The organism is Streptomyces sp. NPDC006134 (assembly GCF_040628835.1).
GTDB lineage: Bacteria > Actinomycetota > Actinomycetes > Streptomycetales > Streptomycetaceae > Streptomyces.
This window is the reverse complement of sequence record NZ_JBEXTV010000039.1, coordinates 52,150-79,102: the sequence shown is the minus strand read 5'-3', so window position 1 is coordinate 79,102 and position 26,953 is coordinate 52,150. Positions and strand designations below refer to the sequence as shown.

At 72.8% G+C, this 26,953-nt stretch carries 24 protein-coding genes; 9 read left to right on the top strand and 15 right to left on the bottom strand.

Annotated features, from left to right (window positions below):
* Positions 1-145 precede the first annotated feature (145 nt).
* The 3 genes from ABZ340_RS24300 to ABZ340_RS24290 form a co-directional block, all read right to left on the bottom strand.
* Complete coding sequence (locus tag ABZ340_RS24300) at positions 146-1,972, bottom strand: glycoside hydrolase family 18 chitinase (protein WP_358783920.1); 1,827 nt, start codon at positions 1,970-1,972, stop codon at positions 146-148.
* A 122-nt stretch (positions 1,973-2,094) separates the two neighbouring features.
* Positions 2,095-2,739, bottom strand: a complete 645-nt coding sequence (locus tag ABZ340_RS24295) for a response regulator transcription factor (protein WP_358783919.1) — start codon at positions 2,737-2,739, stop codon at positions 2,095-2,097.
* Entirely contained in the window at positions 2,736-3,920 is a 1,185-nt protein-coding gene (locus tag ABZ340_RS24290; RefSeq protein WP_358783918.1) for a histidine kinase, read from the bottom strand. Before ABZ340_RS24290 ends, ABZ340_RS24295 begins: the two co-directional genes overlap by 4 nt.
* Positions 3,921-4,072: 152 nt before the next feature.
* On the opposite strand from ABZ340_RS24290, the gene ABZ340_RS24285 reads away from it, so the two are divergent.
* Both ABZ340_RS24285 and ABZ340_RS24280 read left to right on the top strand, forming a co-directional pair.
* Entirely contained in the window at positions 4,073-4,657 is a 585-nt protein-coding gene (locus ABZ340_RS24285; RefSeq protein ID WP_358783917.1) for a hypothetical protein, read from the top strand.
* Positions 4,654-4,845, top strand: coding sequence for a DUF5708 family protein (locus ABZ340_RS24280; RefSeq protein WP_358783916.1), 192 nt, complete (start codon positions 4,654-4,656; stop codon positions 4,843-4,845). Before ABZ340_RS24285 ends, ABZ340_RS24280 begins: the two co-directional genes overlap by 4 nt.
* Here ABZ340_RS24280 and ABZ340_RS24275 read toward each other — a convergent pair.
* The 3 genes from ABZ340_RS24275 to ABZ340_RS24265 are packed head-to-tail and all read right to left on the bottom strand — an operon-like array spanning position 4,842 to position 6,968.
* Positions 4,842-5,414, bottom strand: a complete 573-nt coding sequence (locus ABZ340_RS24275) for a cob(I)yrinic acid a,c-diamide adenosyltransferase (RefSeq protein WP_358783915.1) — start codon at positions 5,412-5,414, stop codon at positions 4,842-4,844. The two genes, ABZ340_RS24280 and ABZ340_RS24275, sit on opposite strands and share 4 nt — an antisense overlap.
* A gap of 13 nt (positions 5,415-5,427) precedes the next feature.
* Positions 5,428-6,177, bottom strand: coding sequence for an ABC transporter permease (locus ABZ340_RS24270; protein ID WP_358783914.1), 750 nt, complete (start codon positions 6,175-6,177; stop codon positions 5,428-5,430).
* Between the two features lie 8 nt (positions 6,178-6,185).
* Positions 6,186-6,968, bottom strand: a complete 783-nt coding sequence (locus ABZ340_RS24265) for an ATP-binding cassette domain-containing protein (RefSeq protein WP_358783913.1) — start codon at positions 6,966-6,968, stop codon at positions 6,186-6,188.
* Between the two features lie 96 nt (positions 6,969-7,064).
* Between ABZ340_RS24265 and ABZ340_RS24260 the strand changes: the two genes are divergently transcribed.
* The 4 genes from ABZ340_RS24260 (at position 7,065) to ABZ340_RS24245 (ending at position 12,140) form a co-directional block, all read left to right on the top strand.
* Positions 7,065-7,706 (top strand): TetR/AcrR family transcriptional regulator, encoded by a 642-nt coding sequence (locus ABZ340_RS24260; RefSeq protein ID WP_358783912.1) that lies wholly within the window; start codon positions 7,065-7,067, stop codon positions 7,704-7,706.
* A gap of 126 nt (positions 7,707-7,832) precedes the next feature.
* The gene (locus tag ABZ340_RS24255; protein ID WP_358783911.1) at positions 7,833-8,681 is read left to right on the top strand and encodes a 3-hydroxyacyl-CoA dehydrogenase family protein; all 849 of its coding nucleotides are present in this window, start codon (positions 7,833-7,835) and stop codon (positions 8,679-8,681) included.
* Between the two features lie 166 nt (positions 8,682-8,847).
* The gene (locus ABZ340_RS24250) at positions 8,848-9,171 is read left to right on the top strand and encodes an STAS domain-containing protein (protein WP_003997851.1); all 324 of its coding nucleotides are present in this window, start codon (positions 8,848-8,850) and stop codon (positions 9,169-9,171) included.
* 275 nt (positions 9,172-9,446) lie between these two features.
* Positions 9,447-12,140, top strand: coding sequence for an ATP-binding protein (locus ABZ340_RS24245; RefSeq protein ID WP_358783910.1), 2,694 nt, complete (start codon positions 9,447-9,449; stop codon positions 12,138-12,140).
* Positions 12,141-12,261: 121 nt separating this feature from the next.
* Here the strand turns inward: ABZ340_RS24245 and nucS are convergent, their stop codons facing one another.
* Positions 12,262-12,933, bottom strand: a complete 672-nt coding sequence (gene nucS / locus ABZ340_RS24240) for an endonuclease NucS (RefSeq protein WP_358783909.1) — start codon at positions 12,931-12,933, stop codon at positions 12,262-12,264.
* 324 nt (positions 12,934-13,257) lie between these two features.
* Between nucS and ABZ340_RS24235 the strand changes: the two genes are divergently transcribed.
* Positions 13,258-13,650, top strand: a complete 393-nt coding sequence (locus ABZ340_RS24235) for an SCO5389 family protein (protein WP_006130174.1) — start codon at positions 13,258-13,260, stop codon at positions 13,648-13,650.
* 84 nt (positions 13,651-13,734) lie between these two features.
* Here the strand turns inward: ABZ340_RS24235 and ABZ340_RS24230 are convergent, their stop codons facing one another.
* Positions 13,735-14,763, bottom strand: coding sequence for an LLM class flavin-dependent oxidoreductase (locus ABZ340_RS24230; protein WP_358783908.1), 1,029 nt, complete (start codon positions 14,761-14,763; stop codon positions 13,735-13,737).
* Positions 14,764-15,013: 250 nt separating this feature from the next.
* Between ABZ340_RS24230 and ABZ340_RS24225 the strand changes: the two genes are divergently transcribed.
* Positions 15,014-15,346 carry an ATP/GTP-binding protein gene (locus tag ABZ340_RS24225; protein WP_358783907.1) on the top strand — a complete coding sequence of 111 codons (333 nt, stop codon included), beginning with the start codon at positions 15,014-15,016 and terminating at the stop codon, positions 15,344-15,346.
* A 23-nt stretch (positions 15,347-15,369) separates the two neighbouring features.
* Here ABZ340_RS24225 and ABZ340_RS24220 read toward each other — a convergent pair whose 3' ends face one another.
* From ABZ340_RS24220 to mce, 7 genes are all read right to left on the bottom strand, one after another.
* Positions 15,370-16,239 carry an ABC transporter permease gene (locus ABZ340_RS24220; protein ID WP_358783906.1) on the bottom strand — a complete coding sequence of 290 codons (870 nt, stop codon included), beginning with the start codon at positions 16,237-16,239 and terminating at the stop codon, positions 15,370-15,372.
* Positions 16,236-17,516 (bottom strand): ABC transporter ATP-binding protein, encoded by a 1,281-nt coding sequence (locus ABZ340_RS24215; protein WP_358783905.1) that lies wholly within the window; start codon positions 17,514-17,516, stop codon positions 16,236-16,238. Before ABZ340_RS24215 ends, ABZ340_RS24220 begins: the two co-directional genes overlap by 4 nt.
* Before the next feature lie 277 nt (positions 17,517-17,793).
* Entirely contained in the window at positions 17,794-18,564 is a 771-nt protein-coding gene (locus ABZ340_RS24210; protein WP_358783904.1) for an ABC transporter permease subunit, read from the bottom strand.
* 2 nt (positions 18,565-18,566) lie between these two features.
* Positions 18,567-19,529 (bottom strand): ABC transporter ATP-binding protein, encoded by a 963-nt coding sequence (locus tag ABZ340_RS24205; RefSeq protein WP_358783903.1) that lies wholly within the window; start codon positions 19,527-19,529, stop codon positions 18,567-18,569.
* A gap of 86 nt (positions 19,530-19,615) precedes the next feature.
* Positions 19,616-20,554, bottom strand: coding sequence for a cellulose-binding protein (locus ABZ340_RS24200; protein ID WP_358783902.1), 939 nt, complete (start codon positions 20,552-20,554; stop codon positions 19,616-19,618).
* Positions 20,555-20,738: 184 nt separating this feature from the next.
* On the bottom strand, positions 20,739-24,884 hold the full coding sequence (gene scy, locus ABZ340_RS24195; RefSeq protein WP_358783901.1) for a polarized growth protein Scy: 4,146 nt from the start codon (positions 24,882-24,884) through the stop codon (positions 20,739-20,741).
* 236 nt (positions 24,885-25,120) lie between these two features.
* Positions 25,121-25,561 (bottom strand): methylmalonyl-CoA epimerase, encoded by a 441-nt coding sequence (mce, locus tag ABZ340_RS24190; RefSeq protein ID WP_358783900.1) that lies wholly within the window; start codon positions 25,559-25,561, stop codon positions 25,121-25,123.
* Between the two features lie 146 nt (positions 25,562-25,707).
* On the opposite strand from mce, the gene ABZ340_RS24185 reads away from it, so the two are divergent.
* Positions 25,708-26,940 (top strand): acetyl-CoA C-acetyltransferase, encoded by a 1,233-nt coding sequence (locus tag ABZ340_RS24185; RefSeq protein ID WP_358783899.1) that lies wholly within the window; start codon positions 25,708-25,710, stop codon positions 26,938-26,940.
* Positions 26,941-26,953 lie beyond the last annotated feature (13 nt).

Here is a 26,953-nt window from a genome sequence, read left to right as displayed (position 1 = left end):
GCCGGCGGGGGGGGGGGGCGGGGGGGGGGGGCGCCCCCCCCCGCCCCCGGGTGGCGGGGGGGCGCGCGGGCCCCCCCCCCCCCGCCGGGGGCGGGGGGCCCCCCCCCCCGCCGTCCGGGGACCGTGTCCGTGTCCCTCGGGGGTCTTACTTCAGTCCGCTGTCGATGGCGCCCGCCAGTTCGCCGTTGGCGGTGTCACCGCTGAACTCCCAGAAGAAGGCGCCGCCCAGGCCCTGGTTCTTGGCCCAGGCCATCTTGGAGCCGATGGTGGCGGGGGTGTCGTACGACCACCAGTTGGTGCCGCAGTGTGCGTACGCGGTGCCGGCGACGGTGCCGGTGGCCGGGCAGGACGTCTTGAGGACCTTGTAGTCCTCGATGCCCGCCTCGTAGGTGCCCGCGGCCGGGCCGGTGGCGGTGCCGCCGGGCGCGGACTGGGTCACGCCGGTCCAGCCGCGGCCGTAGAAGCCGATGCCGAGCAGCAGCTTGCTCGCCGGGACGCCCTTGGCCTTGAGCTTGGCGATGGCGGCGGCCGAGTTGAACGCGGGGTTCGGGATGCCGTCGTACGAGGTCAGCGGCGAGTGCGGGGCGGTCGGGCCGGTCTTGTCCCAGGCGCCGAAGTAGTCGTACGTCATCACGTTGTACCAGTCGAGGTACTGCGCGGCGCCGCCGTAGTCGGCCGCGTCGATCTTGCCGCCGCTGGAGGCGTCCGCGGTGATGGCGGCGGTGACCAGGTAGTCCTCGCCGAACTCGGCGCGCAGCGCCTTCGACAGGTTGGTGAAGGCCGCGGGGCCCGAGGTGTCGCAGGTCAGGCCGCAGGCGTTGGGGTACTCCCAGTCGATGTCGATGCCGTCGAAGACGTCGGCCCAGCGCGGGTCCTCGACGACCTGCTTGCAGGAGGCGGCGAAGGCGGCGGGGTTGGCTGCGGCCTGGCCGAAGCCGCCGGAGTAGGTCCAGCCGCCGAAGGAGTACAGCACCTTGATGTGCGGGTACTTCGCCTTGAGCTGGCGGAGCTGGTTGAAGTTGCCGCGCAGCGGCTGGTCCCAGGTGTCGGCGGTGCCGCTGACGGACTGGTCGGCGGTGTAGGACTTCTCGTACGCGGCGAAGGTGTCGTCGACGGTGCACTTGCCGTTCTTGACGTTGCCGAACGCGTAGTTGATGTGGGTGATCTTCGGTGCCGTGCCGGAGGTCACCAGGTTCTTGACGTGGTAGTTGCGGCCGTAGACGCCCCACTCGGTGAAGTAGCCGAGCTTGACCTTCTCGCCGGGCTGCGGCTCGGGGCCGGTGCCGCCGCCGGTGGTGCGGACCTTGACCGAGCCGCTGACCGGGCCGGTCTGGTCGGCGGTGTCGCGGGCCTGGACGGCGTAGGAGTAGTCGGTGCCGGCGCTCAGGCCGGTGTCCGTGTAGGAGGTGCCGGTGACGGTGGCGACCTTGGCGCCGTCGCGCAGGACGTCGTAGTTCTTGACGCCCTTGTCGTCGGTCGCCGCCGGCCAGGACAGCTTCACCGAGGTGTCGGTGACGGAGGAGGCGGTGGGGGTGCCGGGCGCGGAGGGGGCCGCGTCCCCGGGGACGGAGGTGCCGTCGCAGCTTCCGCCGTTGAGCTTGCAGCCGGTGGGGGAGCCGGTGCCGGAGCCGTTGAAGCCGAAGGTGACGGACGCGCCGGGGGCGAGGGTGCCGTTCCAGCCGAGGTTCTTGGCAATCCAGTGGTTGCCGGAGTTGGTGACGGTGGCGTCCCAGGCGGTGGTGACCTTGGTGCCGGAGGGGAAGTCCCACTCCACCGTCCAGGCGTTGATGGTGGTGGTGCCGGTGTTCTTCACCGTCCAGCGGCCCTCGAAGCCGGAGCCCCAGTCCGAGGCCTTGGTGTAGGTCGCCGTGGCGCTGGTCGCCGCCTGGGCGGGAGAGGCGAGGCCGACCAGGCCGGCCAGGGGGAGTGCCAGGGTGGCGAGTCCTGCCGCCGCTCTGTGCCTGAAGCGCATCGTGCGCCTCCTTGGAGTGTGGGGATGGCGTGGGCATGACCGAGTCGGTGCCCGCAGTGCCGCGAGAATAGAAAGGTCTGGACCACCGGTCAATAGGTCTGGACCTTTGTTCCGGGCGGGTACTAGACCCCCAACTCCTGCGCGAGGACGGCCGCTTGCACCCGGCTGCGCAGCTCCAGCTTCCCCAGCAGGCGGCTGACGTGCGTCTTCACCGTCGCCTCGGCCATGTCCAGCCGCTCGGCGATCGCGGCGTTGGACAGCCCCTCGCCCAGGCACGACAGCACCTCGCGCTCGCGCCGGGTGAGGGACTCCAGCACGGCCGGGTCGGCGGTCGTGCGCCGGGCGGCGGAGCCCGCCGCGAACTCGGCGATCAGGCGCCGGGTGACGGCCGGGGCGACGATCCCCTCCCCGCGCGCCACCGTCCGCACGGCCTCGATCAGCTCCCTCGCCTCGGTGTTCTTCAGCAGGAACCCGGCGGCGCCCGCGCGCAGCGCGCCGAAGACGTACTCGTCGAGGTCGAAGGTGGTCAGCACGAGCACGTCGGCGAGGTGCTCGGCGACCACCTGCCGGGTCGCCGACACCCCGTCCAGCCGCGGCATCTGCACGTCCATCAGGACCAGGTCGGGCCGCAGCTCGCGGGCGAGCGCCACCGCCCGCTCGCCGTCCGCCGCCTCGCCCACCACCTCGATGTCGGGCGCGCTGCCCAGGATGAGCACCAGCCCGGCGCGCACGGCGGACTGGTCCTCGGCGACGAGGACGCGGATCATGCGAGGTCTCCTTCCGTCAGGGGCAGGGCGGCGCGTACGGCCCAGATCCTGCCCTCCGGCGCCGGCTCGGGCCCGGCCGCGAACGTGCCGTGCAGCAGCGCGACCCGCTCCCGCATCCCGACCAGCCCGGCGCCGGAGCCGGGGGCGCGGGGGGCGTCCCGGTCGCCGTACGGGCTGGTGACGGTCACGTTCAGCAGGCCGTCGCCGCGGGTGAGCGACACCTTGACCGGGCCCCGCGCGGCGTGCTTGAGCGCGTTGGTGAGCGATTCCTGCACGATCCTGTACGCGGCCAGCTCCACCGGCGCGGGGACGGTGCCGTGCGCGGCCTCCAGGATGACGTCCAGCCCGTTGGCGCGCGCCCCGTCCACGAGGGCGGCGAGGCCGTCGAGGGTGGGGGAGGCGGCCGGTGCGGTGTCGCCGTCGGCGTCCCGCAGGATGCCGATGAGCCGCCGCATCTCCGCCAGCCCCTCGACGCTGTTCTCACGGATGACGTCCAGGGCCCGGCGGGTCGTCGCCGGGTCGTCCAGGGAGAGCGCGGCGGTGGAGTGGATGGCGATGGCCGACAGGTGGTTGGCGACCATGTCGTGCAACTCGCGCGCCATCCGGGCCCGTTCCGCGGTGACCGCCTGGACGCGGTCCATCTCGGCCAGCAGCGCGGTCTGCTCGGCGCGCAGCCGCGCGGACTCGGCGGCCTCGCGGTGGCTGCGGACGATCAGGCCGGTGGCCGCCGGCGCGAAGGCCACGATCCCGACCGCCACCCCGATCAGCAGCGCCTCCGGCACCCGCCACACGGCCAGCGGCACCACCGTCGCCGCCACCGACAGCAGCCCGGTGATCCACGGTAGGCGGCGTGCCGCGGCGGGCGTGCCGTACAGGACGGCCGCGTACATCACGTCGGTGAACATCAGGACGGTGACCAGGCTGCCCTGCGTGAGCGTGTCCAGGACCAGGGCGGCCGTGGCCGTCGGCAGGGCGGTGCGCGGGGCGGCCCGGCGCAGCAGTTCGCACCCGGCCATCACCGCGAGGGGCACGAGGAGCGGCCAGCGGCCGTCGAAGAGCACGATCGGCTCGTCGGCCGGCCGGGTGCCCAGGCCGATGCCCCACAGCAGCAGTCCGCCGAGCAGCCCGCCGAGCGCGGCACAGGCGTCGAAGCGGTGCGGACGGGGGAGTCGTACGGCCATGCACCCATCCAACACGGGGGCGGCCCCGCCCGCCTGATCCCCGGGAAGGGTCCCGCACTGCATCCTTTGATGTACCGCGGGTTCGTCACCCGCGACGACGTATCCGGCCGCCCGCCACGGGAGCCTGAAGGGGTGACCGAGAGGAGCCCACCGTGATCGTCACCCTGATCATCGCCTGCGAGATCGGCTTCTGGGTGCTGCTGGCCGCCGGCGTGACCTTCCGCTACCTGCTGAGGATGCCGCGCACGGGCCTCGCCCTGCTGCTGTGCGAGCCGCTCCTGGAGGTCGTCCTGCTGGTCGTCACCACGCTCGACCTGAAGAACGGCGCCGACCCGAGCTGGAAGCACGGCCTGGCGGCGCTGTACATCGGCTACACCGTGGGCCACGGCCACCGCACGGTGAAGTGGCTCGACGGCCACGCCGCCCACCGCCTCGGCGGTGCTCCGAAGCCGGCCGGGCCCCCGCGGTACGGCATGGCCCGCGCCCGCCACGAGGGCGCGGTGTGGCTGGGCACGCTGGTCGCCGCGGCCGTGGCGACCGGGCTGCTGCAGGCCGCCATGTGGTACGTCGGCGACCCCGGCCGCACCGGCTCGCTGGAGAGCTGGCAGTACCTGGCCTGGCGGGCGGCCGGCATCCACGGGCTGGTCGCGCTGTCGTACGCGATCTGGCCGCGGAAGGCCCCGGCCGGCGGGGAGCCGGGCACGTACGAGAAGGAGAAGGAGGGGGCGGGCCGATGAGCCGCCGGACGGAGCGGCACCTGTGGGAGGGGAGCACCACCTTTCTGGTGGGGCTCCCCCTGTGGCTGTTCGCCGACGGCGTGGAGGTCCCCTTCGTCACCCTGACGAAGGCCGGGATCGTGCTGATGTGCGTCGGCGGCGCGCAGCTCCTGTGGGGTCTGTGCCGGGCGGCGCGCGCGAGGTCCTAACGCTCCCCGCCCGGCACCCACAGCACGTCCCCGGTGTCCTTGTTGGCGGTCCGGGCCAGGATGAACAGCAGGTCCGACAGCCGGTTGAGGTAGGTCGCGGTCAGGGGGTTCATGGTCTCGCCGTGGACCTCCAGCGCGGCCCACGTCGAGCGCTCGGCGCGGCGGACCACCGTGCACGCCTGGTGCAGCAGGGCCGCGCCGGGCGTGCCGCCGGGCAGGATGAAGGAGCGCAGCTTCTCCAGCTCCTCGTTGAAGCGGTCGCAGTCCGCCTCCAGCCGGTCGACGTAGAACTGCTCGACCCGCAGGGGCGGGTACTGCGGGTTCTCCACCACCGGCGTCGACAGGTCCGCGCCCACGTCGAACAGGTCGTTCTGCACGCGGGTGAGGACCTCGACGACCTCCTCCTCCAGACCGCCCAGCGCGATCGCCGTGCCGATCACCGCGTTCGCCTCGTTGGCGTCGGCGTACGCGGCGATCCTGAGGTCGGTCTTGGGGACCCGGCTCATGTCGCCGAGGGCCGTGGTGCCCCGGTCGCCGGTCCGGGTGTAGATGCGCGTCAGATTGACCATGCGCCCAGCGTAGTTACGCCCCGGCGGTGCGGAACACGCGCGTGCCCACTGCCACGGACAGCACGGTCAGGCCGACGGCGACCAGGGCGCCGTACAGCATGTGCGCGGTGGCGTACCGGCCGACGTAGGCGTCCCGCATGGCGTCCACCAGGTACCGCAGCGGCATGAAGTGGGACAGCACGTCCAGCCAGCGCGGGCCCAGCGTCATCGGCAGCATCAGGCCGCTCAGCAGCATCGCGGGCATGGTCAGCGCGTTGATCACCGGCCCGAACCCCTGCGGGGTGGCGACCTTCATCGCCAGCGCGTACGACAGCGACGCCAGCGAGACGGTGAGCAGCGCGACGAACGCGAACCCGATCAGCACGCCGGGCAGCGGGGCCCGCAGGCCCATCGCCACGGCGGCCAGGACCAGCAGCACCGCCTGGAAGACGAACACCGTCGCCTCCCGCAGTACCCGGCCCAGCAGCAGGGCCAGCCGGCTCACAGGCGTGACGCGCATCCGTTCGACCACCCCCTGGCCCTTCTCCAGGATGATCATGAATCCGGCGAACGAGGCCCCGAACAGGCCGAGTTGCAGCAGCAGTCCGGGCACCAGCACCTGCCAGGAACTGCCCCGCCCGCCCAGTGGCAGGCCGGTGAGGAGCGGCCCGAAGAAGAGCAGGTACAGCAGCGGCATCAGCACGCCGAAGAGCAGCGCGAAACGCGAGCGCAGCGACTGGCGCAGATAGCGGCCGTAGACGAGAGCGGTGTCGTGCAGCAGCATGCGGGGTCCTATACGGCGACGGGGGCGGTGTCGGCCGGAGCCGGGCCGCGTCCGGTGATGGCGAGGAAGGTGTCCTGGAGGGTGGCGTCGATCGAGCCGCCGTGCTCCAGCCTGAGCGCGCCCGGGGTGCCCTCGGCGACCACCACACCCCGGTCGACGATGACCAGGCGGTCCGCGAGCGCGTCCGCCTCGTCCAGGTAGTGGGTGGTCAGGAACACCGTCGTGCCGTGCTCGTCGCGCAGCCGGCGCACCAGCTCCCACAGGCCGGCGCGGCTGCCGGGGTCCAGGCCGGTGGTCGGCTCGTCCAGGAAGAGGACCTTGGGGCGGTGGGTGAGCGCCATCGCGATCTCCAGCCGCCGGCGCCGCCCGCCGGACAGCTCGCCGCACCTGCGGTCCAGCAGCCCGGTCAGATCCAGGTCGCGGGCGAGTTCCTCGGCGCGCTCGGCGGCCACCGCCTTCGGCAGGCGGTAGAAGCGGCCCTGGGTGACCAGCTCCTCCCGCACGGTGATCTGCGGGTCGACGCCACCGGACTGCGCCACGTACCCGCAGGCCCGGCGCACCCCGGCGGGGTCGGTGGCCAGGTCGCACCCGGCGACCGTGGCCGTGCCGCCGGTCGGCGGGAGCAGCGTCGTCAGCATCCGAAGGGTGGTGGTCTTGCCGGCGCCGTTGGGGCCGAGGAAGCCGAGGATCTCCCCTTCGCGCACGGTCAGGTCGATGCCGCGCACGGCCTCGACGGGGCCGTGCTTGGTCCGGAAGGTACGGGCCAGTCCGGCCGTACTGATGAGTGCCATGCCCCCAGAAAAGCAGAGTCACTGAAAAGTTGCAACGCCCCCAAGTTTTCGCTTGCCCCAACTTTTCAGCGCGCCCAGCGAAGCTAGGATGCGGACATGGCCGAGGGACTCAGGGAACGGAAGAAGCGGCAGACCAGGCAGTACATCTCCGATGTCGCCACGGGTCTGTTCATCGAGCGCGGCTTCGACGCCGTGACCGTCGCCGAGGTCGCCGAGGCCGCGAACGTCTCCGTCAACACCGTCTACAACTACTTCCCGGCCAAGGAGGACCTCTTCCTCGACCGGTCCAAGGGCGTCGTCGACCGCCTCTCGCGCTGGGTGCGCGGCCGGCGGGACGGCGAGTCGGCCGCCGGGGCCGTCCTGCGCGAGCTGCGCGAGGAGGTCGAGTCGGTGTCGCCCCGGCTCGGCCTGATGGCCGGGTACGCGAAGTTCATGCGGGTCGTGCACGACTCACCCGCCCTGCGCTCCCGCATGTGGGCCATCGGCCAGGAGGTGCTCCTCGACCTCGAACGGACCCTGCGGGAGGAGACCGGCGCCGCCGAGGACGACCCGGTGCCCGCCCTGATGGCCGGTCAGATCAGCTGGCTGCACAGCACGGTGATGGCCGGCATCGGACAGCGCATGCTGGCCGGCGGCACCCCCACGGAGGTCTCCCGCGAGATGCTCGTGCTGCTCGACGAGATGGAGGGGCTGCTGAGCGAAAAGGTGCTCACCTACGCCGTCCGGGGCGCGGAGTGACCCTCCCCGGTGTGATGTCCGTCATGTGAGACGTGACGCGCGTTACTAACCGGTCACACAGCCCCTCGCGAACGCTAATGTCCGGCCGAGAGAAGCAAGGACAGCGCGTACCAGGGGAGTCGCACAGTGGCACGGAAGCTCGCCGTCATCGGAGCCGGCCTCATGGGGTCCGGCATCGCCCAGGTCTCCGCGCAGGCGGGCTGGGACGTCGTCCTGCGCGACGTCACCGACGCGGCGCTCACCCGCGGCACCGACGGGATCAAGGCGTCGTACGACAAGTTCGTCTCCAAGGGCAGGCTGGCCGCCGGGGACGCCGAGGCCGCGCTCGCCCGCATCACCCCGACCACCGACCTCGACGCCGCCGCCGACGCGGACGTCGTCGTCGAGGCCGTCTTCGAGAAGCTGGACGTCAAGCACGAGATCTTCCGCGCGCTCGACAAGCTGGTGAAGGACGAGGCGATCCTCGCCTCCAACACCTCCGCCATCCCGATCACCAAGATCGCCGCGGTCACGGAGCGCCCCGAGCGGGTCGTCGGCACGCACTTCTTCTCGCCGGTGCCGATGATGCAGCTGTGCGAGCTGGTGCGCGGACACAAGACCAGCGACGCCACGCTCGCCACCGCCCGGGAGTTCGCCGAGTCCGTCGGCAAGACCTGCATCGTCGTCAACCGCGACGTCGCCGGCTTCGTGACGACCCGTCTGATCTGCGCCCTCGTCATGGAGGCCGCCAAGCTCTACGAGTCGGGCGTCGCCACCGCCGAGGACATCGACCTCGCCTGCAAGCTGGGCTTCGGCCACGCCATGGGACCGCTGGCCACCGCCGACCTGACGGGCGTGGACATCCTGCTGCACGCCACGAGCAACATCTACACCGAGACCCAGGACGAGAAGTTCGCCGCCCCCGAGCTGATGCGCCGGATGGTGGACGCCGGTGACATCGGCCGCAAGAGCGGGCAGGGCTTCTACACGCACTGAGACCGCGATCGCCCCGGAAAACGTCACACCCCGGGGTGAATTCGGTATCGGTTCGCTCACGGATGGCAACCTCCGACCGGTTAACGCAGTCAGAGGTTGCACACCGTTTTTCACTCATCACGGAGTACGGCACCGCACTCACGACTCACGCACACGGGGAGCGCATATGCACATCAGGGGCGACCACGCCGAGCTGGTCGTCGGGGGCCGCCTCGACGTCCGCAGCGCGGCGGACGCCCGTACGGTCCTGCACTCGGCCGTCGACGACGGAGCCGGCGATCTGGTGCTCGACCTGTCAGAACTGGACTCCTGGGACGCCACCGGACTCGGCGTGATCATGGGGGCCCACCGGCGGGCCGGCCGCTGCGGCCGGCGGCTGGTGCTGCGCGGCGTACCGCCGCAGATGCAGCGCCTGCTGGTGGCCACCCGGCTGCACCGGATCCTGGCCATCGAGGGCGGCATCGGAGTGGAGTCCCTGCCCCGGGTGTGACCCGTGTGCCCGAAGGGGCACCAGGAGGTCACCAGGGCGGGGGAGGCCGGGACACCCCCCGGCGTAGGACCCGGCGCACGCAATTCTCACGAGACTGTGACGTCTCGGGCGGCACGGGAACCCGGACTGTCGGAGATACTGAGCAAAGGTTTAAGGTTCGGCTGCCCGCTGCCTCGAAACCCTCAAGCGGGCCCGGACCAGAAGCGACAGCGCGGTGTGCGACAAGGCCGGGAGGGGCTTGTTGGACACACGACGCTTTTGGGGGGCTTGAACCTATGGACCCGACCACCCGGGGACCCGAGGACCACGGCCACGACGACGGAGGCACCTTCCGGTCGAGCGAGTTCGAGACCGGGGGAGGCGGCGCGCCGCGCCCGCGCCCGTCCAGGGAATCCCTCACCTCCGACTTCGGACAGCACGCGCCCGCGCTCGCCCGCACGGTGCAGCTCGTCTCCGGCGACTACCTGCTCACCGTCAACCCCGTCGACGGCAGCGAGATCGAGCTCTGCCCGCCCGGGGAACGGCCCGCGCGCCCCGAGAAGCTCACCGCGGCCGAACGGGCCGAGACCGACCGCGCCGCCAGACCGCCCGCCCCGCCGGGACCGGCGCAGCCCGCGCTGCCGCTGGTGGCCCGCGAAGAGGAACGCGAGCGGCTGGTGCGGCTGCTGGCCCGCGGCCGTTCCGTACGCCTGACCGGGCCCGCCGGCGCGGGCCGCACCAGCCTGCTCGACCTCGTCGCCGAGGACTGCGCCGACCTCGCCCCGGACGGCGTCGTCCGCCTCAACGGCTTCCGCCGCACGGCCGACGAGCTGCTCTACGACCTGTTCTACGCCGTCCACCGCGCGCCCCTGCACCGCCCCGAGCGCGACGAACTGCTCTCCTGCGTCCGGGAGATCGGCGCGGTCGTCGTCCTCGACGACATCGAGTTCGGCGGTGCCGCGCTCGACGAGCTGCTGGACGCCACCCCCGAGTGCGCCTTCCTGATCGGCGCCACCCCGGACGTGCCCGCCCCGTCCGCCGGCTCCGCCGTCGAGGAGGTCTTCCTCGCCGGCCTGGAGCGCGCGGACGGCGTGGAACTGCTGGAGCGCGCCGTCGGCCGCGTCCTCACCGAGGACGAGGCCAACTGGGCCGGCGACCTCTGGTTCGAGTCCGAGGGCCTGCCGCTGCGCTTCGTCCAGGCCGGCGCCCTGCTGCGCCGGCGCGACCGGCTGCGGGCCGGGGCCGACGCCGTCGACGAGTTCGGCGTCTTCGCCGACGCCCGCCCGGCGGACGCCGGGCCCCGTGACGCCGCCGAGCGCGACGACGCCCCCCTGCCGTCGCTCGGCGAGGCCGCCGCGCCCGCGCCGCTGCTCGCCTCGCGGCTGAGCGCCTCCGCCCGCGCCGCCCTGGAGTTCGCCGTCGCGCTCGGCGGCGAGGTGCCGCACCAGGCGCACCTGCCCGCCCTGGTCGGCGACACCCACGCGGACGCCGCCCTCGGCGAGCTGGCCGAGTGCGGTCTCATCTCCCCGGTCGGCTCCCGCTACCGGCTCGCCGCCGGGGTGCTCACCCAGCTGGAGGCCGCCGGCTACGCCGACGACGTCACCGACCGGGCTCTGACCGCCGCCCGGCACTACGCCTGGTGGGCCGGACACCCCTCGGTCACCCCGGAACGCGTCTGCGCCGAGGCCGACGCCGTCCTGGCCGCCCTGGCGGTCCTGGCACCGGCCACGACCCGGCCGGCCGACGGCGCCGAGGAGGCCGAGAGCCCCGCCGTGGCGCTGGCCCGCACGGCGGCGCCCGCGTTCGCCGCGGGACTGCACTGGAGCGCCTGGGAGCGGGCCCTGCGCTCCGGCAGCCAGGCCGCCCGGCTCGCCGGCGACGTGACCGAACAGGCCTATTTCCACCACGAGCTCGGCATCCTCGCGCTGTGCGAGGGGCACCTGGACCGGGCCCGCGCGGAGCTGGAGGCGTCCATCGGCCTGCGCGGCGCGCTCGCCGACAAGCGCGGCACGGTCGCCGGCCGCCGCGCCCTCGCCCTGGTCGCCGACCGGTCCGGCGACACACCCGGCCTCGGAGCCGGGGGCGTCACCACGCCCCTGCCCGGCGCCGGCCTCGCCGCCGCCGCGGCGGCGGGCTTCGGCCCGACCGCGGGGGAGGAGGTGCCCGACGCCCGGCACGAGGAGTCGGCGTCGCCGCCCAAGGGCGTGCCCGCGGCCTTCCCGCCGCTCAGGCCGCCCACCCAGAGCCCGGCCCTGGTGGCCCACCGCGGCGACGCCCCCGGCCCGTCCCGCGCGGCGCGGGGCGGCATCAAGGGGTTCGCCCGGCGCAACCTCGTGGCGGCGGGCGCGGGCGCGCTGCTCGTCGCCGTGCTCGGCACGGTCGTCACCCTCGGCGCCACGTCCGACAACGAGGGCGGCACCCCCTCCGACCAGGTCGGCGTCAACCCGTCCGCCAGCCAGGGCACCGGCGACGGCGGCCTGGGCGCCGACCGGGCGGACGACGGCGAGGGCGAGGGATCCGGCGGCGGAGGACCGGCCGCCGGCCGGCCCACCGACCCGGGCCCCGACGGCACCCTGGGCACCTCCGACGACCCGACGCCCACGGGCTCGGGCGAGCCGTCGGACGACCCGGGCGGCACGCGCGAGCCGAGCGACCCGGACGACCCGACGTCCAGCGACCCGTCCCCCTCCGGCAAGCCGCCGACGTCCGGGAAACCGCCCACGTCCGGCAAGCCGCCCACGTCCGAGGAGCCGCCGCCCAGCTCCGAGGAGCCGCCGCCCAGCTCCGAAGAGCCGCCGCCCACCTCCGAGGAACCGCCGCCCACCTCGCAGGAGCCGCCGCCCAGCTCCGAGGAGCCGCCTCCGCCGTCGACCACCGACTCGGCCGGCGGCCCCGCCCCCAGCGCTCCCGTGACCACCACGGCGAGCGCGCCGGAGAGCGGCGGCGGGACCCCGAGCGGGTCCGGCTCCGCGTCGGGCGCCCTCATCTGACGCGGAGCCCGCCCGGGCCCCGCGGGCACACAGGAAGGGCCGGGTCCGTCCGACGGACCCGGCCCTTCCTGCGGTCGTACCGCGGTCAGAACAACCGCAGCTTCCTGCGGTCGTACCGCGGTCAGAACAACCGCAGCTTGTCGTCCTCGATGCCCCGCAGGGCGTCGTAGTCCAGCACCTGGCAGCCGATCCCGCGGTCGGTGGCCAGGACGCGGGCCTGCGGCTTGATCTCCTGGGCGGCGAAGATGCCGCGCACCGGCGCCAGGTGGGGGTCGCGGTTCAGCAGGTCCAGATAGCGGGTGAGCTGCTCCACACCGTCGATCTCGCCGCGCCGCTTGATCTCGACGGCGACGGTCTGCCCGTCGGCGTCCCGGCACAGGATGTCGACCGGGCCGATGGCCGTCGGGTACTCGCGGCGGATCAGGGTGTAGCCCTCACCGAGCGTCTCGATGCGGTCGGCGAGCAGCTCCTGGAGGTGCGCTTCCACGCCGTCCTTGATCAGGCCGGGATCCACGCCCAGTTCGTGCGTGGAGTCGTGGAGGATCTCCTCCATCGTGATGATGAGTTTCTCGCCCGCCTTGTTGACGACGGTCCACACCCCCTCGTCGTCGCCGCTGCCCTCCTTCAGCGTGCAGGGCGGCGACATCCAGTTGAGAGGCTTGTAGGCCCGGTCGTCGGCGTGGATCGAGACGCTGCCGTCCGCCTTGACCAGGATCAGGCGGGGCGCCGAGGGGAGATGGGCGGTGAGCCGCCCGGCGTAGTCGACGGAGCAGCGGGCAATGACGAGACGCATGGTCGGCAACGCTACTCGACCGGCCCGCCCCGACGCGATTCGCACCCCTGCCGCCGGGGCCGGCGGGACGTCGGCGGACCACCGGCGGGGCGACGGCGGACCACCGGCGGGACGTCCCACTTCTCCCATTAGACCCCTGTTGAGCACTGGCCGATTGTGTGCCTACAGGTTGGTGCTGATCTGGGCATTCTCCTGGTGCCGCCCCGTCCGGGTGCTTACGGTATTGAACGGGAGGTCGCGAAGTGTGTACGCAGCGTGTTTGTTTTCGCGACTCCCCTTACTGTCCGGCAACCCCTGCTGGTCGGGGGTGCGAGAGGAGAACCCATGTCGCTCGACGTCTCACCGGCCCTACTGGAACAGGCCGAGCGAGGCGAGGTCGACGAAGCCGACTTCGTCGACTGCGTCCGGACCTCCCTGCCCTACGCATGGGAGATGATCAGCTCCCTGGTGGCACAGCTGAAGGTCGACGGCGGAGCGTTCGCCGACAACCAGACGCCCCCGCCGGACGAGCAGGCGCGCGGTCAGCTGCTGCGTGCGCTCGCGAGTGACGCGATACGCGGCGCGCTGCAGCGGCACTTCGGTGTGCGGCTGGCCTTCCAGAACTGCCACCGGGTGGCGGTGTTCCCGTTGGACTCCTCCGTCGACGAGACGCTGGCCCGTTTCACCTCGGTGCGCAGTCAGTTGCTGAACCAGTCGCCGGAGCTCCGCGACTGCTGACGCACAAGGGCGTCGGCTTGCCGCTCCGTACGCGGGAGGTGCGGTACGCACCGGAGCGGCAAGCTCCCCGCCGGGCCCGGCGGTTCAGCGCAGCCGGGGCAGCACCTCGGCCCCGAGACGCCGCACGTTCTCCTCGGTCGCCGCGAGATCGCCGGAGCCCTCGACGAGCAGCGCAAAACGGGTGATGCCGGTCCGCTCGCTGGTCGCCGCGAGCCGGTCGGCGCACAGCCGGGGCGTGCCCACCGGATGCAGTCCGCACAGCAGTTCCGTGTACGCCAGCGGGTCGCGCATCCGCCGGGCCCGGCCGTCCACCGTGACATGGGCGTCGAGTCCGTGCCGCAGCCAGCCCGGCATCGCCTTCAGCAGGGTCTCCGCCGCGTCCGCGCGCCGGTCCGCGATCTGGCAGACCCCGGCCGAGACGTGAGGCGCGCCGCGGATCTCCTCCGCCGGCCGCCCGCAGGCCCGCGCGTGCCGCTGCCACTGGGCGACCATCTCGGCCTTCTCCTCGTCACCGACGTGCATGCCGAGCAGCATCGGCAGCCCGCGCTCGGCCGCCAGGCGCACGCTCGCCGGCGAGGTGCAGGCGACGACGACCTCCGGTCCCGGGGTGTCCGTCAGGGCCTCCGCCGGCCGCGGCACGACGGGGACTTCGCGGAAGCGGAAGCGCTCGCCGTCCGCGCCCACCGCCGGTTCGCGCAGCCAGCGCATCAGCAGGTCGAGCGACTCGGGGAAACCCCGTTCGTACGCCTCCAGTCCACCGCCGAACACCTCCAGGTCGACCCACGGCCCGCCGCGCCCCACCCCCAGCGAGAACCGCCCGCCGCTGGTGAGGTGCAGCAGCGCGGTCTGCTCGCCCAGGGCGACGGGGTGGGTGGTGGGCAGCACGCTGACCGCCGTGCCCACCCGGATCCGCCGGGTGCGGCCCAGCAGTAAAGCGGCCAGGGTGACGGCCGACGGGCACGTGCCGTACGGCACGAAGTGGTGCTCGGCCAGCCAGACCGAGTCGAGCCCGGCCTCCTCGGCGACCTCGGCCGAGCGGACCGCGCGGTGCAGCGCCTCCCCCTGGCCCTGGCCCGGGAACTGGGCCGCCAACACGAAACTTCCCACACGCATGTGCTTTTCCTGCTTCCTGGCTCCGACGCGGAGCTCCCCCATCGGGCATAACCGTCTGACACGTGCCGAGGACACGGTCAGGACGGGGGATTTGCGGATTGTCTGCAGAATGGGCCGCCGCGGAGGGCTCCGTGCCGTCCCGCGGGGCTCGCGGGGGAGGTCCGGGGGTGTGCGCCGTACACGTACCCCGGTGCGCGCCGCGTAGGCTGGACGCGGTCCGTACTTCCTGTATAGCCCCGTGAGGTGTGCTGTGTCCCCGCGTCGCAACCGACCCAAGGGAGCTGGTTCCTCAGGCCGGAGCGCCGAGGACGACCGCTCCGGCCGTTACGGCGGCTGGCAGTCCAGCGAGAGCTGGCAGGGCGAGGAGTGGAGCGTACGGCATGTGGCGGGGGCGAGCGCGCAGGGCAAGGCGTACCGCTGCCCCGGCTGCGACCAGCTGATCCCCGACGGCGTCCCGCACGTGGTGGCCTGGCCGCAGTACGCGGGGGTCGACGACCGCCGGCACTGGCACCGGGCCTGCTGGAACGCGAAGGACCGCCGCACCACGCGGGTGCAGCGGTCCCGTAACGCGCCGCGGTTCTGACGGCGCGTCGATACGTCAGCGGGTCACACGTCCCGCTTCTCCAGCAGGGCGAAGGCGCCGGCGAACGCGACGGCCGTCACACCGAGCGCGATCCACAGCGGGTCCCAGCCGGACGGGCCGGAGTCGCTGAGGGACTGGGTGTAGAAGACGCTGAGCTGGTTCGGGATCGAGTACTCCAGCAGGGCCTGGCGCACGTCCGCCAGCGACTCCGAGAACATGAACAGCGCGATCACCAGCGGGGCGAGCACGGCGCCGATCATGAGGGTGACGGCACCCGCCGAGTGGCGGATGATCGAGCCGACGGCGAGCGAGAGCAGGCCGAGCAGGGCGATGTAGAGGGAGATGCCGACGGTGGCCTTCAGCCACTCGCCGCCCGTCGGGTCCTCGGCGCCGTTGCCCTCCAACATGGCCACGTGCAGGAATGCCACGAGCGAGGACGACACCAGCGTCACGACGAACGCGACCAGGAAGAACACCACCGCCTTCGCCGCCAGCACCCGGCCGCGGCTGGGGCAGGCGGTCATGGTGGTGCGGATCATGCCGGTGCCGTACTCCGAGGCCGTGGTCAGCACGCCGAGCGTGATGATGCACATGCTGCCGAGCAGCAGGCCGAACATACCGAGGGACAGCGCGTTCTCGCCGGACAGGTCGGACGAGGAACTCGCCACCACCGCGCCGGCCAGTAGGCCGATGCCGACCACCAGCAGCACGAACACACCGAGCGTCCACATCGTGGAACGCACCGACTTCATCTTCGTCCACTCGGAGGCGATCGCGTGCCCGAGGTGCGTGCGCACCACCGGGATCGGCGAGGCGTAGGAGGGGTACGACGGGCCGGGCGCCGCCTGCCAGTCGGGCGCGGCCTGCGGCATCGGGGGCTGGGGCGTGCTCATCGGGCGTCCTCGGACTTGGTCGGGTCGGTGACGGGAGCGGGGGTGGGGGAGGGCGTGGGAGCGGAGGCGGCCGGGGGAGCGGCCGGAGCCGGAGCCGGAGCCGGAGCCGGAGCCGGAGCCGGGGCCTGCGGCGCGGCCGGCTGCGCGTACGGGCTGGCCGTCCCCGTGCCCGGTGCGGCGCCGGGCGCGCCGTACGGGCCCGCGGGCGCCTGGACCGGCGCGGGCTGGGGTACCGGCTGCGGGGGCGCCGCGTGCTGGGGCGCCGGCGGGGCGTACCAGCCGGGCTGGCCCTGGCCGGGCACCGGCACCGGCGGCTGCGCGCCGGGCGGCTGGGGCTGCTGGAGACCGGCCTTCTGGTCGATCGTGGAGCGGTAGTCCACGGCGCCCTGCGTCATCCGCATGTACGCCTCTTCCAGCGACGCCTGGTGCGGCGACAGTTCCCACAGCCGCACGCCGGCGTCGTGCGCGATGTCGCTGATGCGGGGCAGCGGCAGCCCCGTCACCCGCAGCGCGCCGTCCTGCTCCGGCAGGACCTGCCCGCCCGCCTCGGAGAGCGCGGCGGACAGCTTCTCGCGCAGCTGCGGCTCGGTGTCCGGCGTCCGGACCCGGGCGAAGTCGGCGGAATTGGCCGAAATGAAGTCCCTCACGCTCATGTCGGCGAGCAGCTGCCCGCGCCCGATGACGATGAGGTGGTCCGCGGTCAGCGCCATCTCGCTCATCAGGTGGGAGGAGACGAAGACCGTACGGCCCTCCGCGGCGAGCGCCTTCATCAGGTTGCGCACCCAGAGGATGCCCTCGGGGTCGAGGCCGTTGACCGGCTCGTCGAAGAGCAGCACCTGGGGGTCGCCCAGCAGCGCGGCGGCGATGCCGAGCCGCTGGCCCATGCCGAGGGAGAAGCCCTTGGACCGCTTCTTCGCCACGTCCTGCAAACCGACCACGCCGAGCACCTCGTCGACCCGCCGGGCCGGGATGCCGGAGAGCTGGGCGAGGCTCAGCAGGTGGCTGCGGGCCGACCGGCCGCCGTGCACGGCCTTGGCGTCGATCAGCGCGCCCACCTGACGGGGCGCGTTGGGCAGCTTGCGGTACGGGTAGCCGCCGATCGTGACGCGCCCCGACGTGGGGTTGTCCAGGCCGAGGATCATGCGCATCGTCGTCGACTTGCCCGAGCCGTTGGGCCCGAGGAAGCCGGTGACGGCACCCGGCCGTACCTGGAAGGACAGGTTGTACACAGCGGTTTTGTCGCCGTAGCGCTTGGTCAGGCCGACAGCCTCGATCATGCTCCGCACCCATCGAAAGGTTCAGGACAGCGGGGCACACGCCCCCGTAAGGGTTAGGAGCATATCGAGCCGCTGACGGTTCCCCTCGGGGACGAGTGAAAACCGGCGGTCACTAGGGGGCTTCTGACGGATCTCCGCGGCGTCGCGACGCCCGGCACGCCCTCTCGCCGCACGGGACGGAGGGCCAGGTGGCTCCGCCACATGACCCGCCGCCCCGCACGCCGAGAGCACGCACCGAACGCCGCTCCTTCTTCCGCGGAGATCCGTCAGAAGCCCCCTAGGCGTCGCGGCGCTTCAGCACCACGTAACCGCCGGCCAGCGCCGCGGCCACCCACAGCACCATGATGCCGAGGCCGCCCCACGGGCCGTACGGGGTGTCGTCGTCGACCGGCGGGACCACCTGCATGATCTTGTTGCCGGCCTGGTCGGGCAGGAACCGGCCCACCTTCTGCGTCACGTCGACCGAGCCGAGGATGTTGGAGATCAGGAAGAAGAACGGCATCAGGATGCCGAGCGACAGCATCGGGGAGCGCAGCATCGCGGCGACGCCCATCGAGAACATCGCGATGAGCGTCATGTACAGGCCGCCGCCGACGACCGCCCGCAGCACGCCCGGATCACCGATCGACGCCTTCAGGTCCCCCAGCATCGCCTGCCCGAGGAAGAACGCGGCGAAGCTGGTGGCCACCCCGACCACCAGCGCCAGCAGGGAGGCCACCGCCACCTTGCCGAACAGGAAGGTGCCGCGTTGCGGCACGGCCGCCAGCGAGGTGCGGATCATGCCGGAGCTGTACTCGTTGGCCACCACGAGCACCCCGAACACGATCATCGCGAGCTGCCCCAGGCTCATCCCGGCGAAGCTGATGAACGTCGGGTCGAAAGAGAGCCGGTCCTGCCGGCCCATGGTGTCGTACTCGTTCTTCGACAGCGCCGCGATCAGCATGCCGAGGGCGATCGTGACGACCGCCGCGAGGGACAGCGTCCACACCGTGGACGCCACCGACCGGATCTTGGTCCACTCGGACCGGACGACCTGTGCCGTGGCCATGGTCAGCCCCTCCTCCACTCGGCGCCCCACTGCTGTCCCGGCTGCTGTCCGGGGGGCTGCCCGCCGTGGGCGTGGTACTCCACCGACTCCGCCGTCAGCTGCATGAACGCCTCCTCCAGCGAGGCCCGCTGAGGGCTCAGCTCGTGCAGCACGATCTGGTGCTGCGCGGCCAGCTCGCCGATCCGCTCGGACTTGTCGCCGTCCACCTCCAGCACCTCGGCACCGCTCTCGACGACCGTGATCCCGTCCCCGTGCAGCACGTCCAGCAGCCGCTCCCGCTGCGGGGTGCGGATCCGGACGTAACTGCGCGAGTTCTGCGCGATGAAGTCGGCCATCGAGGTGTCGGCGAGCAGCCGGCCCTGGCCGATGACGACCAGGTGGTCCGCGGTCAGCGCCATCTCGCTCATCAGGTGGGAGGAGACGAAGACCGTACGGCCCTGCGCGGCCAGCGACTTCATCAGGTTGCGGATCCAGTGGATGCCCTCGGGGTCGAGGCCGTTGACCGGCTCGTCGAACATCAGGATCCGCGGATCGCCCAGCAGCGCCGCGGCGATGCCCAGCCGCTGTCCCATGCCGAGCGAGAAGCCCTTGGCCTTCTTCTTCGCCACGGCCGTCAGGCCGACGACGTCCAGCACCTCGTGCACCCGGGCGGCCGGGATGCCGTTGGCCTGCGCCAGGCACAGCAGATGGTGGTAGGCGCTGCGCCCGCCGTGCACGGCCTTGGCGTCCAGCAGGGCGCCGATGTACGTCAGCGGGTCCTTGAGCTCGTCGTAGTGCTTGCCGTCGATCCGCACGTCCCCGGCGGTGGGCCGGTCGAGCCCCAGCACCATCCGCATCGTGGTCGACTTGCCCGCCCCGTTGGGGCCGAGGAAGCCGGTGATGATGCCGGGTCTGACGGTGAAGGTGAGGTTGTTGACCGCCACCTTCTCGCCGTACCGCTTCGTCAGCCCCTCGAGCTCGATCATGCCGCCCACGCTAGAACGGGACGGAGCCCTCTGCCACCGCAGTGACAGAGGGCTCCGCAGGTTTTCGGCCGAAGTACGCCGACGCGTTACCGCGACTGCTGCGCGGGCACCCCGCGGGAGACCGAATCGTCGTCCGTGGACGGCGTGCCGGCGGCGGCCACCGCGGCACCCGTGAGGGTCGCCAGCATCTCGCGCACGTTCGTCAGCTGCGCGTTGATGGAGTCGCGGCGGTTGGTGAGCGCCGCCAGCTCGCGCTCGGACTCCGAACGGATGCGGTCCGCCTTGGCGTTGGCGTCGGCCACGATGTCCTCGGCCTGGCGCTGCGCCGTCTCGACGGTCTGACGGGCACGGCGCTCGGCGTCGGTGCGCAGCTTCTCCGCCTCCAGGCGCAGCTGCTCGGCCCGGTGCTCGATCTCCGCCAGCCGCTTCTCCGCCTTCTGCTGACGGGCGGCCAGGTCCCGCTCGGACTGCTCGCGGCGCTTGGCGAGGTTCGTCTCGAAGTCGGCGGCGGCCTGCGCGGCCTTGGCCCGGGTCTCCTCGAAGAGGGCGTCCGCCTCCTCCCGCTTGGACTGGGCGTCCTTCTGCGCCTCGGCCCGCAGCTGGGCGGCGTCACTCTTGGCCTTCTCGACGATCCGTACGCCCTCGTCCTCGGCCTTCGCCTTGCGCTCGGCGGCGTACGCCTCGGCGTCGTTGCGCACCTGCTGGGCCGCCGACTCGGCGAGGTCGCGGTGCTGCTCGGCCGCGCGCCGGGCCTCCTCACGCAGTTCCTTGGCCTCTTCCTCGGCCAGGCGCAGGATCTTCTCGACCCGCGCGCCGAGACCCGCGTACGACGGCTCGGCCTCGGTGATCTGAGCCTGAGCGTTCTGGGTCTCGAGGTGGAGCTCCTCGATGCGCTTTTCCAGAGCGGTGATGCGGGCGAGAGCACTGTCACGGTCGGAGACGAGCTTGGAGATACGTTCGTCCACCTGAGCGCGGTCGTACCCACGCCGCACAAGCTCGAAGCCGTAGGGGGAAGTGTCGCTCATGGGGTTCCTGTCGAAAGAGACCGGTGAGGTGATAGGGGGAATCCTAGGGGTCTGGGCGGTGTGTCATCGAGTAGAAGGCCCGATTGGTCGGGAGAATGACACCCCTTTTGAGTGGCTAACCAGGCAACGGCTTGCCAAACGTGGAGCCAAAGGCCCTAGCAGACACCGGAATCACACCTCCTCGCTACTTGTCCGACGACTTGCCACCCGATCGGGGGGCGCCCACGGTCGCGCCCGCCTTGACCCCGCCGTCCTTGCCCGCGGGCGGTGCCTCGAAGGACTCCAGCGCCTCCAGCACGTCCTGGACCCGTGAGATCTCCGCGTTGATGTCCTCGCGGCGCCGCACCAGGATCTCCAGCTCGCGCCGGCCCTCCTCGACCGTGTGCCGGGCCTCCCGCTCCGCCTCGGCCTTGATCTCCTCGGCCTCCTTGACGAGCCGGGCCTTCTTCTGCTCGGCCTCCTTCAGCAGCCCCTCGGCCTTCTTGACGGCGGCGATCCGCACCTTCCCGGCCTCGGAGTTGGCCTCCGAGACGATCTCCTTGGCCTTCGCCTCCGCCTCGGCGAGCTGCTCCTCGGCGGCCTTGACCAGGGCGTCGCACCGGTCGCCGGCCGACTTCATCGCCTCGGCGGCCTCACGGCGGGCCCGCTCGTGCAGCTCCTCGATCTCGGTGGTGAGACGGTCGCGCAGCTCCTCGGCGCGCTCCCTGATCCGGGTGGCGTCCTGGCGGGCGCCGACGAGCAGCTCGTCCGCGTCCGCGCGGGCCTTCTCCACCAGGGTGTTGCCCTGGACCGTCGCCTCGGAGACGATCCGCTCGGCCTCCTTGCGGGCCACGCCCACCATCGTGTCGGCCTGCGACTCGGCGTCCGCCGTGGTCTTCAGCGCCTGCTGCTGCGCCTCGGTGAGCAGCTTGTCCGCCTCGGCCGTCGTCTCGGCGATGAGCTTGTCGACCTGCTCGGCCGCCTCCGAACGCCGCTTGTTGGCGTCCTTGCGGGCCTCGTCCAGGGTGCGCTCGGCCTCCTCGCGCGCCTGCGTCGTCACCCGCTCGGCCTCCGCCGCCGCCTCGGCCTTGACCCGCTCCGCCTCGGTGCGGATCCGCTCGGCGTGCTGCTGCGCGGAGCCGACCGTCTCGGCGGCCTCGGCCCGCAGCCGCTCCGCCTCCCCGGTGGCGTCCGCCACCAGCTTCTCGGCCTTCGCCACCGCCTCGGTCCGTACGCGCTCGGCCTCCTCGGCCGTCTCGGTACGCAGCCGCTCGGTCTCCTCGGCCGCCTCGGTGCGCAGCCGCTCGGTCTCCTCGGCCGCCTCGGTGCGCAGCCGCTCGGCCTCGGCGGCCGCCTCCGCGCGGACCTGCCCGGCCTCCTCGCGCGCCGTCGTCGTGAGCCGCTCGGCCTCTTCGCGGGCGGCCGTGGTGACCTGTTCGGCTTCTTCGCGGGCGGCCGTGGTGACCTGCTCGGCCTCCTGCGCCGCCTCGGTGCGCACCCGCTCGGCCTGCTCGGCCGTCTCGGTGCGGATCCGCTCGGTCTCGGCGGCCGTCTCCGTGGTCAGCCGCTCGGCTTCCTTGCGCGCCTCGGTGACGAGCGTGTCCGCCTGCGCCGCCGCGTCCGACCGGATGCGGTTGGCGTCCTCGCGGGCGTCCGCCCGGGTGCGCGCCGCCGCCTGGTCGGCCTCGGCGAGCGCGTCCGACGCCTGGGTGCGCACCCGCTGGGCGTGCTCGGCGACATCCGTGCGGATCCGCTCCGCCTCGGCCATCGCCTCGGACATGGTGCGCTCGGCGAGCGCCTTGGCGGCCTCGGCCTCCTCCTGCGCCTCGCGCCGCAGCCGGGCGGCGTCCTCGCCCGCCCGGTCCCGCTCCGCGTAGGCGTCGGAGCGGACCCGGTCCGCCTCCTCCTCGGCCTCCCGGCGCGTACGCTCCGCCGCGTGCTCGGCGGCGCTGCGCAGCCCGGCGATCTCCTCCTGGGCCTGCTCGTGCAGCCCGGCCACCGAGTCGCGCACCTGCTGGGCATGCTGCTCGGCCGCCGACACCATCTCGCCGGCGCGGCGGTCGGCCTCCTCGACCAGACGGGTCGCCTCGGCCTGCGCCTCCTCCACGCGCTTGCGCGCCGAGGCCAGCAGTTCCTCGCTCTGTTCCCGGGCCCGCTCGCGCTCCTGGTCGGCCTCCTGCCGGGCCGCGCCCAGCAGCTCCTCGGCCTCGCGGCGGCGCCGGGCGGCCTCCTCCTGCGCGGCGGCCAGCGTCTCCGACGCCTCCGCGGCCAGCCGCTCGGCGGCGGCCTGCGCCTCCGCCCGCACCCGGTCCGCGCTCTCCTGCGCCTCCGACTTCAGCCGCTCCGCCTCGGCCGCGGCCTCCGAGCGCAGGCGTACGGCGACGGCCTCGCCCTCCGCGCGGGACGCGGACGCGTCCGAGGCGGCCTCGGTGCGCAGCCGCTCGGCCTCCGCCTCGGCCTGCTGCTGGAGCGTACGGATCCGCTCGGCGGACTCCGCGCGCAGCCGCTCGCTCTCCTCGGCGGCCTCCCGGCGGATCCGCGCGGCCTCCTCGCGGGCCTCGGTCAGCGCCTGCTCGGCGGCGGCGAGCCGCTCCTCGGCCTCCGCCCTCAGCCGCGTCAGCTCCTCGGCGGCCTCCGTCTGCCGGGCCGCCATCGCCCGCTCGGTCTCCTCGCGCAGCTCGCGCGCGGCCCGCTCGGCGTCCTCCTTGAGCGCCTCGGCCTGCTCCACGATCTCCGTACGGTGCCGCTCGGCCTCCGCGCGGGTGCGCTCCAGGGTCTCCTCGGCCTGCCGGCGCAGCGCCGTGGCCCGCTCGATGGCCTCGGTGCGGACCTTCTCGCTGTCCGCGGTCGCGGTCTGCCGCAGCTCGTCCGCGTCCGCCTTGGCCTTGGCGAGCAGCTCCTCGGCGGTCTTCGCCGCCTCCTCGATCTGCGCCACGGCCTCGCGCCGGGCCTCCGCGCGGATCCGGTCGCCCTCGTCGACGGCGTCGGCGCGCAGCTGCTCGGCCTCGCCGCGCAGCCGGCGGGCCTCCTCCTGCAGCTCGACCGTCTTGGCGCGGTACTCCTTGGTGTCGTCCTTGGCCGCGCCCTTGAGCTGCTCGGCGATGTCGTGCGCCTCGGCGCGCAGCCGGTCCGCCTCGGCCTCGGCCTCCTTGCGGATCCGCTCGGCCTCCTCGGCGGCGGCCTTGGTGGTCTTCTTGGCCTCCTCCGACGCCTTGTTGAGGACGTCCTCGGCGGTCTTGGCGGCCTTCGACAGCTGCGTCGCCGTCTCCTCGGCGGCGAGCGTACGGGCCTTCTCGGCGGCCTCGGCGACGATCTTCTCGGCCTCGGCGCGGGCGTCGGCGACCAGCTGCTCGGCCTCCGCCCGGGTGGACTCGGCCTCCTTCGTCGCCTCGCCGACCAGCCGGGCCACCTGCTCCTTGGCCACGCGCGTGCGCTGCTCGTTGGCCGACTCGGCGCTCGCCAGCGCCTTGGCGGCGGCCTCCTTCGCCTCGGCGACCAGCTTCTCGGCCTCGGCGCGGGCCTCGCGCAGCGCCGTGTCCGCCTCGGCCATGCGCTGCTCGGCGGTCCGGCTCAGCTCCTGGGCCTGGCGGCGGGCGGCCTCGGACTCGGTGGCGGTGGCGGTGCGCAGCTGCTCGGCGTGGTCGGTGGCCTCCTGGGCCTGGGTGGAGGCGGCGTTCAGCAGCCGCTCGGCCTCCGCGCGGGCGCGGCGCAGCAGCTGCTCGGCCTCCGCGCGGGCGGCCTCGGCCTCGCTCTGCAGGCGCTGACGGGCCTCGGCGGTCAGCCGCTCGGCCTCCGCGCGGGCGGCGGCCAGGGACTGCTCGGCCTCCGCGCGGGACTCGTCGAGCAGCCGGCGGGCCTGCTGCTCGGTGCGGGCGCGCAGCTGCTCCGCCCACGCCACGTTCTCGTTGACGTGCGACTCGACGGTCTGCCGGCGCTCGGCCAGCTCCTGGTCGAGCTGCTGGCGCCGGGTCACCGCCTCCTGGTGCAGCTCCGCCTGGAGGCGGGCCGCCTGCTCGGCGTGCTCCTGGAGGATGCGCTGGGTCTGCGCCCGGGCCTGGCTCAGCTCGCGCTCGGCGTCGGCGCGGATCTGGTCGGCCTGCATCTGCGCGTTGCGCAACAACTGCTCGGCCTGGTAGCCGATGTCGGCGCTGTCGTAGGCGGGCCGGGACATGATGGTGCGGCGCGCCTCGTGCAGCTTGGCGCGCAGCACCTCGACCTGGTAGCCGAGGTCCTCGGCGTGCTGGATCGCCTTTTCCCGCTCGGTCCTCAGCCGCTTCATCTCGGCCTCGAACCGAGAGAGGTGGTCGACGTCAGCCGCCGGCTCTCGCTCCTGGCTCTCGTAGCCCCGCACTGCGCGGTCCCATCCGTCCCCTGGTCGCAAAACTCTCCGAACGAGCCCCCGACCGTCCGCCGGACGGGGCTCCCGGGGAATGGTGTCAGATCAACGGCGGAGCATGGGCTGCCGCCCCGGCACTCGGCCCCCGAAACCCGGTCCCCGGCGGTCCCGTCACCTGGCGGTGGCAGGACCGGGTCACCCTGGATTGAGCGGCGACCGCACCCAACCCTACCGGCCCCTTTGCGCGGGGGTCAGTGCTCAGGTGCCTCAACAGGCGCGGAAGTGACCAGTTCTGTCAGGACGCCATGGCAGTCCTTGGGGTGCAGGAAGGTGATCCGCGACCCCATGGAGCCGCGCCGGGGCTCGTCGTACAGGACACGTACGCCCTTGGCGCGGACGGCCGCGGCGTCGCCGTCCACGTCCGCGGTGCCGAAGGCGATGTGGTGGACGCCCTCGCCGTTCTTGGCGAGCCACTTGGCGACGGTGGAGTCCTCGCGGATCGGTTCGAGCAGCTGGAGATACGAGGCGCCGCCGTCCGACGTATCGTTGATCTTGAGCATGGCCTCGCGCACGCCCTGCTCCTCGTTGACCTCGGTGTGGAACACCTCGAAGCCGTACGTGGCACGGTAGAACTCGACGGTGGCGTCGAGGTCGTGGCAGGCGATCCCGATGTGGTCGATTCGCGTCAGCATGGATTCAGTGCAGCGCTCCGGAGGTGGTTACGCAACGTGCGCGCGATCACACCGACAGCCCGGTGACGGGCGGGATACCGCTCAGTACATTCGGGTAAACCCTCGTTCACTCCTCGGCTGTGCAGCCGGTAAGGGGATCGCAGCTCATGACTTCTGGAACCTCTGGGACCTCTGGAACTGCCGGGGCCAACGGCACGACGTCGGTCATCGTCGCCGGTGCCCGTACTCCGATGGGGCGGCTGCTCGGCTCGCTGAAGTCCTTCTCCGGGGCCGAGCTCGGCGGCTTCGCGATCAAGGCTGCCCTCGACCGTGCGGGGATCGGCGGCGACCAGGTGCAGTACGTGATCATGGGGCAGGTGCTCCAGGCCGGGGCGGGCCAGATCCCGGCGCGGCAGGCCGCCGTCAAGGCCGGCATCCCGATGAACGTCCCCGCGCTCACCGTCAACAAGGTGTGCCTGTCGGGCCTGGACGCGATCGCCCTCGCCGACCAGCTCATTCGCGCCGGCGAATTCGACGTCGTCGTCGCCGGCGGGCAGGAGTCCATGACCAACGCCCCGCACCTGCTGCCCAAGTCCCGCGAGGGCTTCAAGTACGGCGCCGTCCAGATGCTCGACGCCATGGCGTACGACGGGCTCACCGACTCCTTCGAGGGCATCGCCATGGGCGAGTCCACCGAGAAGCACAACGCGCGGCTGGGCATCGGGCGCGAGGAGCAGGACGCCGTGGCCGCGCTGTCCCACCAGCGGGCCGCCGCCGCCCAGAAGAACGGCATCTTCGAGGCCGAGATCACGCCGGTGGAGATCCCGCAGCGCAAGGGCGACCCGGTGCTGTTCAGCAAGGACGAGGGCATCCGCCCGGAGACGACCGCGGAATCGCTGGGCAGGCTGCGGCCGGCCTTCTCCAAGGACGGCACGATCACCGCCGGGTCGTCCTCGCAGATCTCCGACGGGGCCGCGGCCGTGGTCGTGATGAGCAAGGCCAAGGCGCAGGAGCTGGGGCTGGACTGGATCGCCGAGATCGGCGCCCACGGGAACGTGGCCGGTCCGGACAACTCGTTGCAGTCGCAGCCGTCGAACGCGATCCTGCACGCCCTGAAGAAGGAAGGGCTGGAGGTCTCGGACCTCGACCTGATCGAGATCAACGAGGCGTTCGCGGCCGTCGCCGTGCAGTCAATGAAGGATCTTGGGGTTTCCTCCGAAAAGGTGAATGTCAATGGCGGCGCCATTGCCCTGGGTCACCCGATCGGGATGTCCGGGGCGCGGCTCGTCCTCCACCTGGCGCTGGAACTGAAGCGGCGCGGCGGCGGGATCGGCGCGGCGGCGCTGTGCGGGGGCGGCGGCCAGGGCGACGCGCTGATCGTGCGGGTACCGAAGGCCTGACGGCGTCTTCGGG

What these genes read in the sequence shown, in the direction of transcription:
- ABZ340_RS24300 (WP_358783920.1), bottom strand. Translation starts at nt 1,972, where the DNA reads ATGCGCTTCAGGCACAGAGCGGCGGCAGGACTCGCCACCCTGGCACTC.
- ABZ340_RS24295 (WP_358783919.1), bottom strand. Translation starts at nt 2,739, where the DNA reads ATGATCCGCGTCCTCGTCGCCGAGGACCAGTCCGCCGTGCGCGCCGGG.
- ABZ340_RS24290 (WP_358783918.1), bottom strand. Translation starts at nt 3,920, where the DNA reads ATGGCCGTACGACTCCCCCGTCCGCACCGCTTCGACGCCTGTGCCGCG.
- ABZ340_RS24280 (WP_358783916.1), top strand. Translation starts at nt 4,654, where the DNA reads ATGAGCCGCCGGACGGAGCGGCACCTGTGGGAGGGGAGCACCACCTTT.
- ABZ340_RS24275 (WP_358783915.1), bottom strand. Translation starts at nt 5,414, where the DNA reads ATGGTCAATCTGACGCGCATCTACACCCGGACCGGCGACCGGGGCACC.
- ABZ340_RS24270 (WP_358783914.1), bottom strand. Translation starts at nt 6,177, where the DNA reads ATGCTGCTGCACGACACCGCTCTCGTCTACGGCCGCTATCTGCGCCAG.
- ABZ340_RS24265 (WP_358783913.1), bottom strand. Translation starts at nt 6,968, where the DNA reads ATGGCACTCATCAGTACGGCCGGACTGGCCCGTACCTTCCGGACCAAG.
- ABZ340_RS24260 (WP_358783912.1), top strand. Translation starts at nt 7,065, where the DNA reads ATGGCCGAGGGACTCAGGGAACGGAAGAAGCGGCAGACCAGGCAGTAC.
- ABZ340_RS24250 (WP_003997851.1), top strand. Translation starts at nt 8,848, where the DNA reads ATGCACATCAGGGGCGACCACGCCGAGCTGGTCGTCGGGGGCCGCCTC.
- ABZ340_RS24245 (WP_358783910.1), top strand. Translation starts at nt 9,447, where the DNA reads ATGGACCCGACCACCCGGGGACCCGAGGACCACGGCCACGACGACGGA.
- nucS (WP_358783909.1), bottom strand. Translation starts at nt 12,933, where the DNA reads ATGCGTCTCGTCATTGCCCGCTGCTCCGTCGACTACGCCGGGCGGCTC.
- ABZ340_RS24235 (WP_006130174.1), top strand. Translation starts at nt 13,258, where the DNA reads ATGTCGCTCGACGTCTCACCGGCCCTACTGGAACAGGCCGAGCGAGGC.
- ABZ340_RS24230 (WP_358783908.1), bottom strand. Translation starts at nt 14,763, where the DNA reads ATGCGTGTGGGAAGTTTCGTGTTGGCGGCCCAGTTCCCGGGCCAGGGC.
- ABZ340_RS24220 (WP_358783906.1), bottom strand. Translation starts at nt 16,239, where the DNA reads ATGAGCACGCCCCAGCCCCCGATGCCGCAGGCCGCGCCCGACTGGCAG.
- ABZ340_RS24215 (WP_358783905.1), bottom strand. Translation starts at nt 17,516, where the DNA reads ATGATCGAGGCTGTCGGCCTGACCAAGCGCTACGGCGACAAAACCGCT.
- ABZ340_RS24210 (WP_358783904.1), bottom strand. Translation starts at nt 18,564, where the DNA reads ATGGCCACGGCACAGGTCGTCCGGTCCGAGTGGACCAAGATCCGGTCG.
- ABZ340_RS24205 (WP_358783903.1), bottom strand. Translation starts at nt 19,529, where the DNA reads ATGATCGAGCTCGAGGGGCTGACGAAGCGGTACGGCGAGAAGGTGGCG.
- ABZ340_RS24200 (WP_358783902.1), bottom strand. Translation starts at nt 20,554, where the DNA reads ATGAGCGACACTTCCCCCTACGGCTTCGAGCTTGTGCGGCGTGGGTAC.
- mce (WP_358783900.1), bottom strand. Translation starts at nt 25,561, where the DNA reads ATGCTGACGCGAATCGACCACATCGGGATCGCCTGCCACGACCTCGAC.
- ABZ340_RS24185 (WP_358783899.1), top strand. Translation starts at nt 25,708, where the DNA reads ATGACTTCTGGAACCTCTGGGACCTCTGGAACTGCCGGGGCCAACGGC.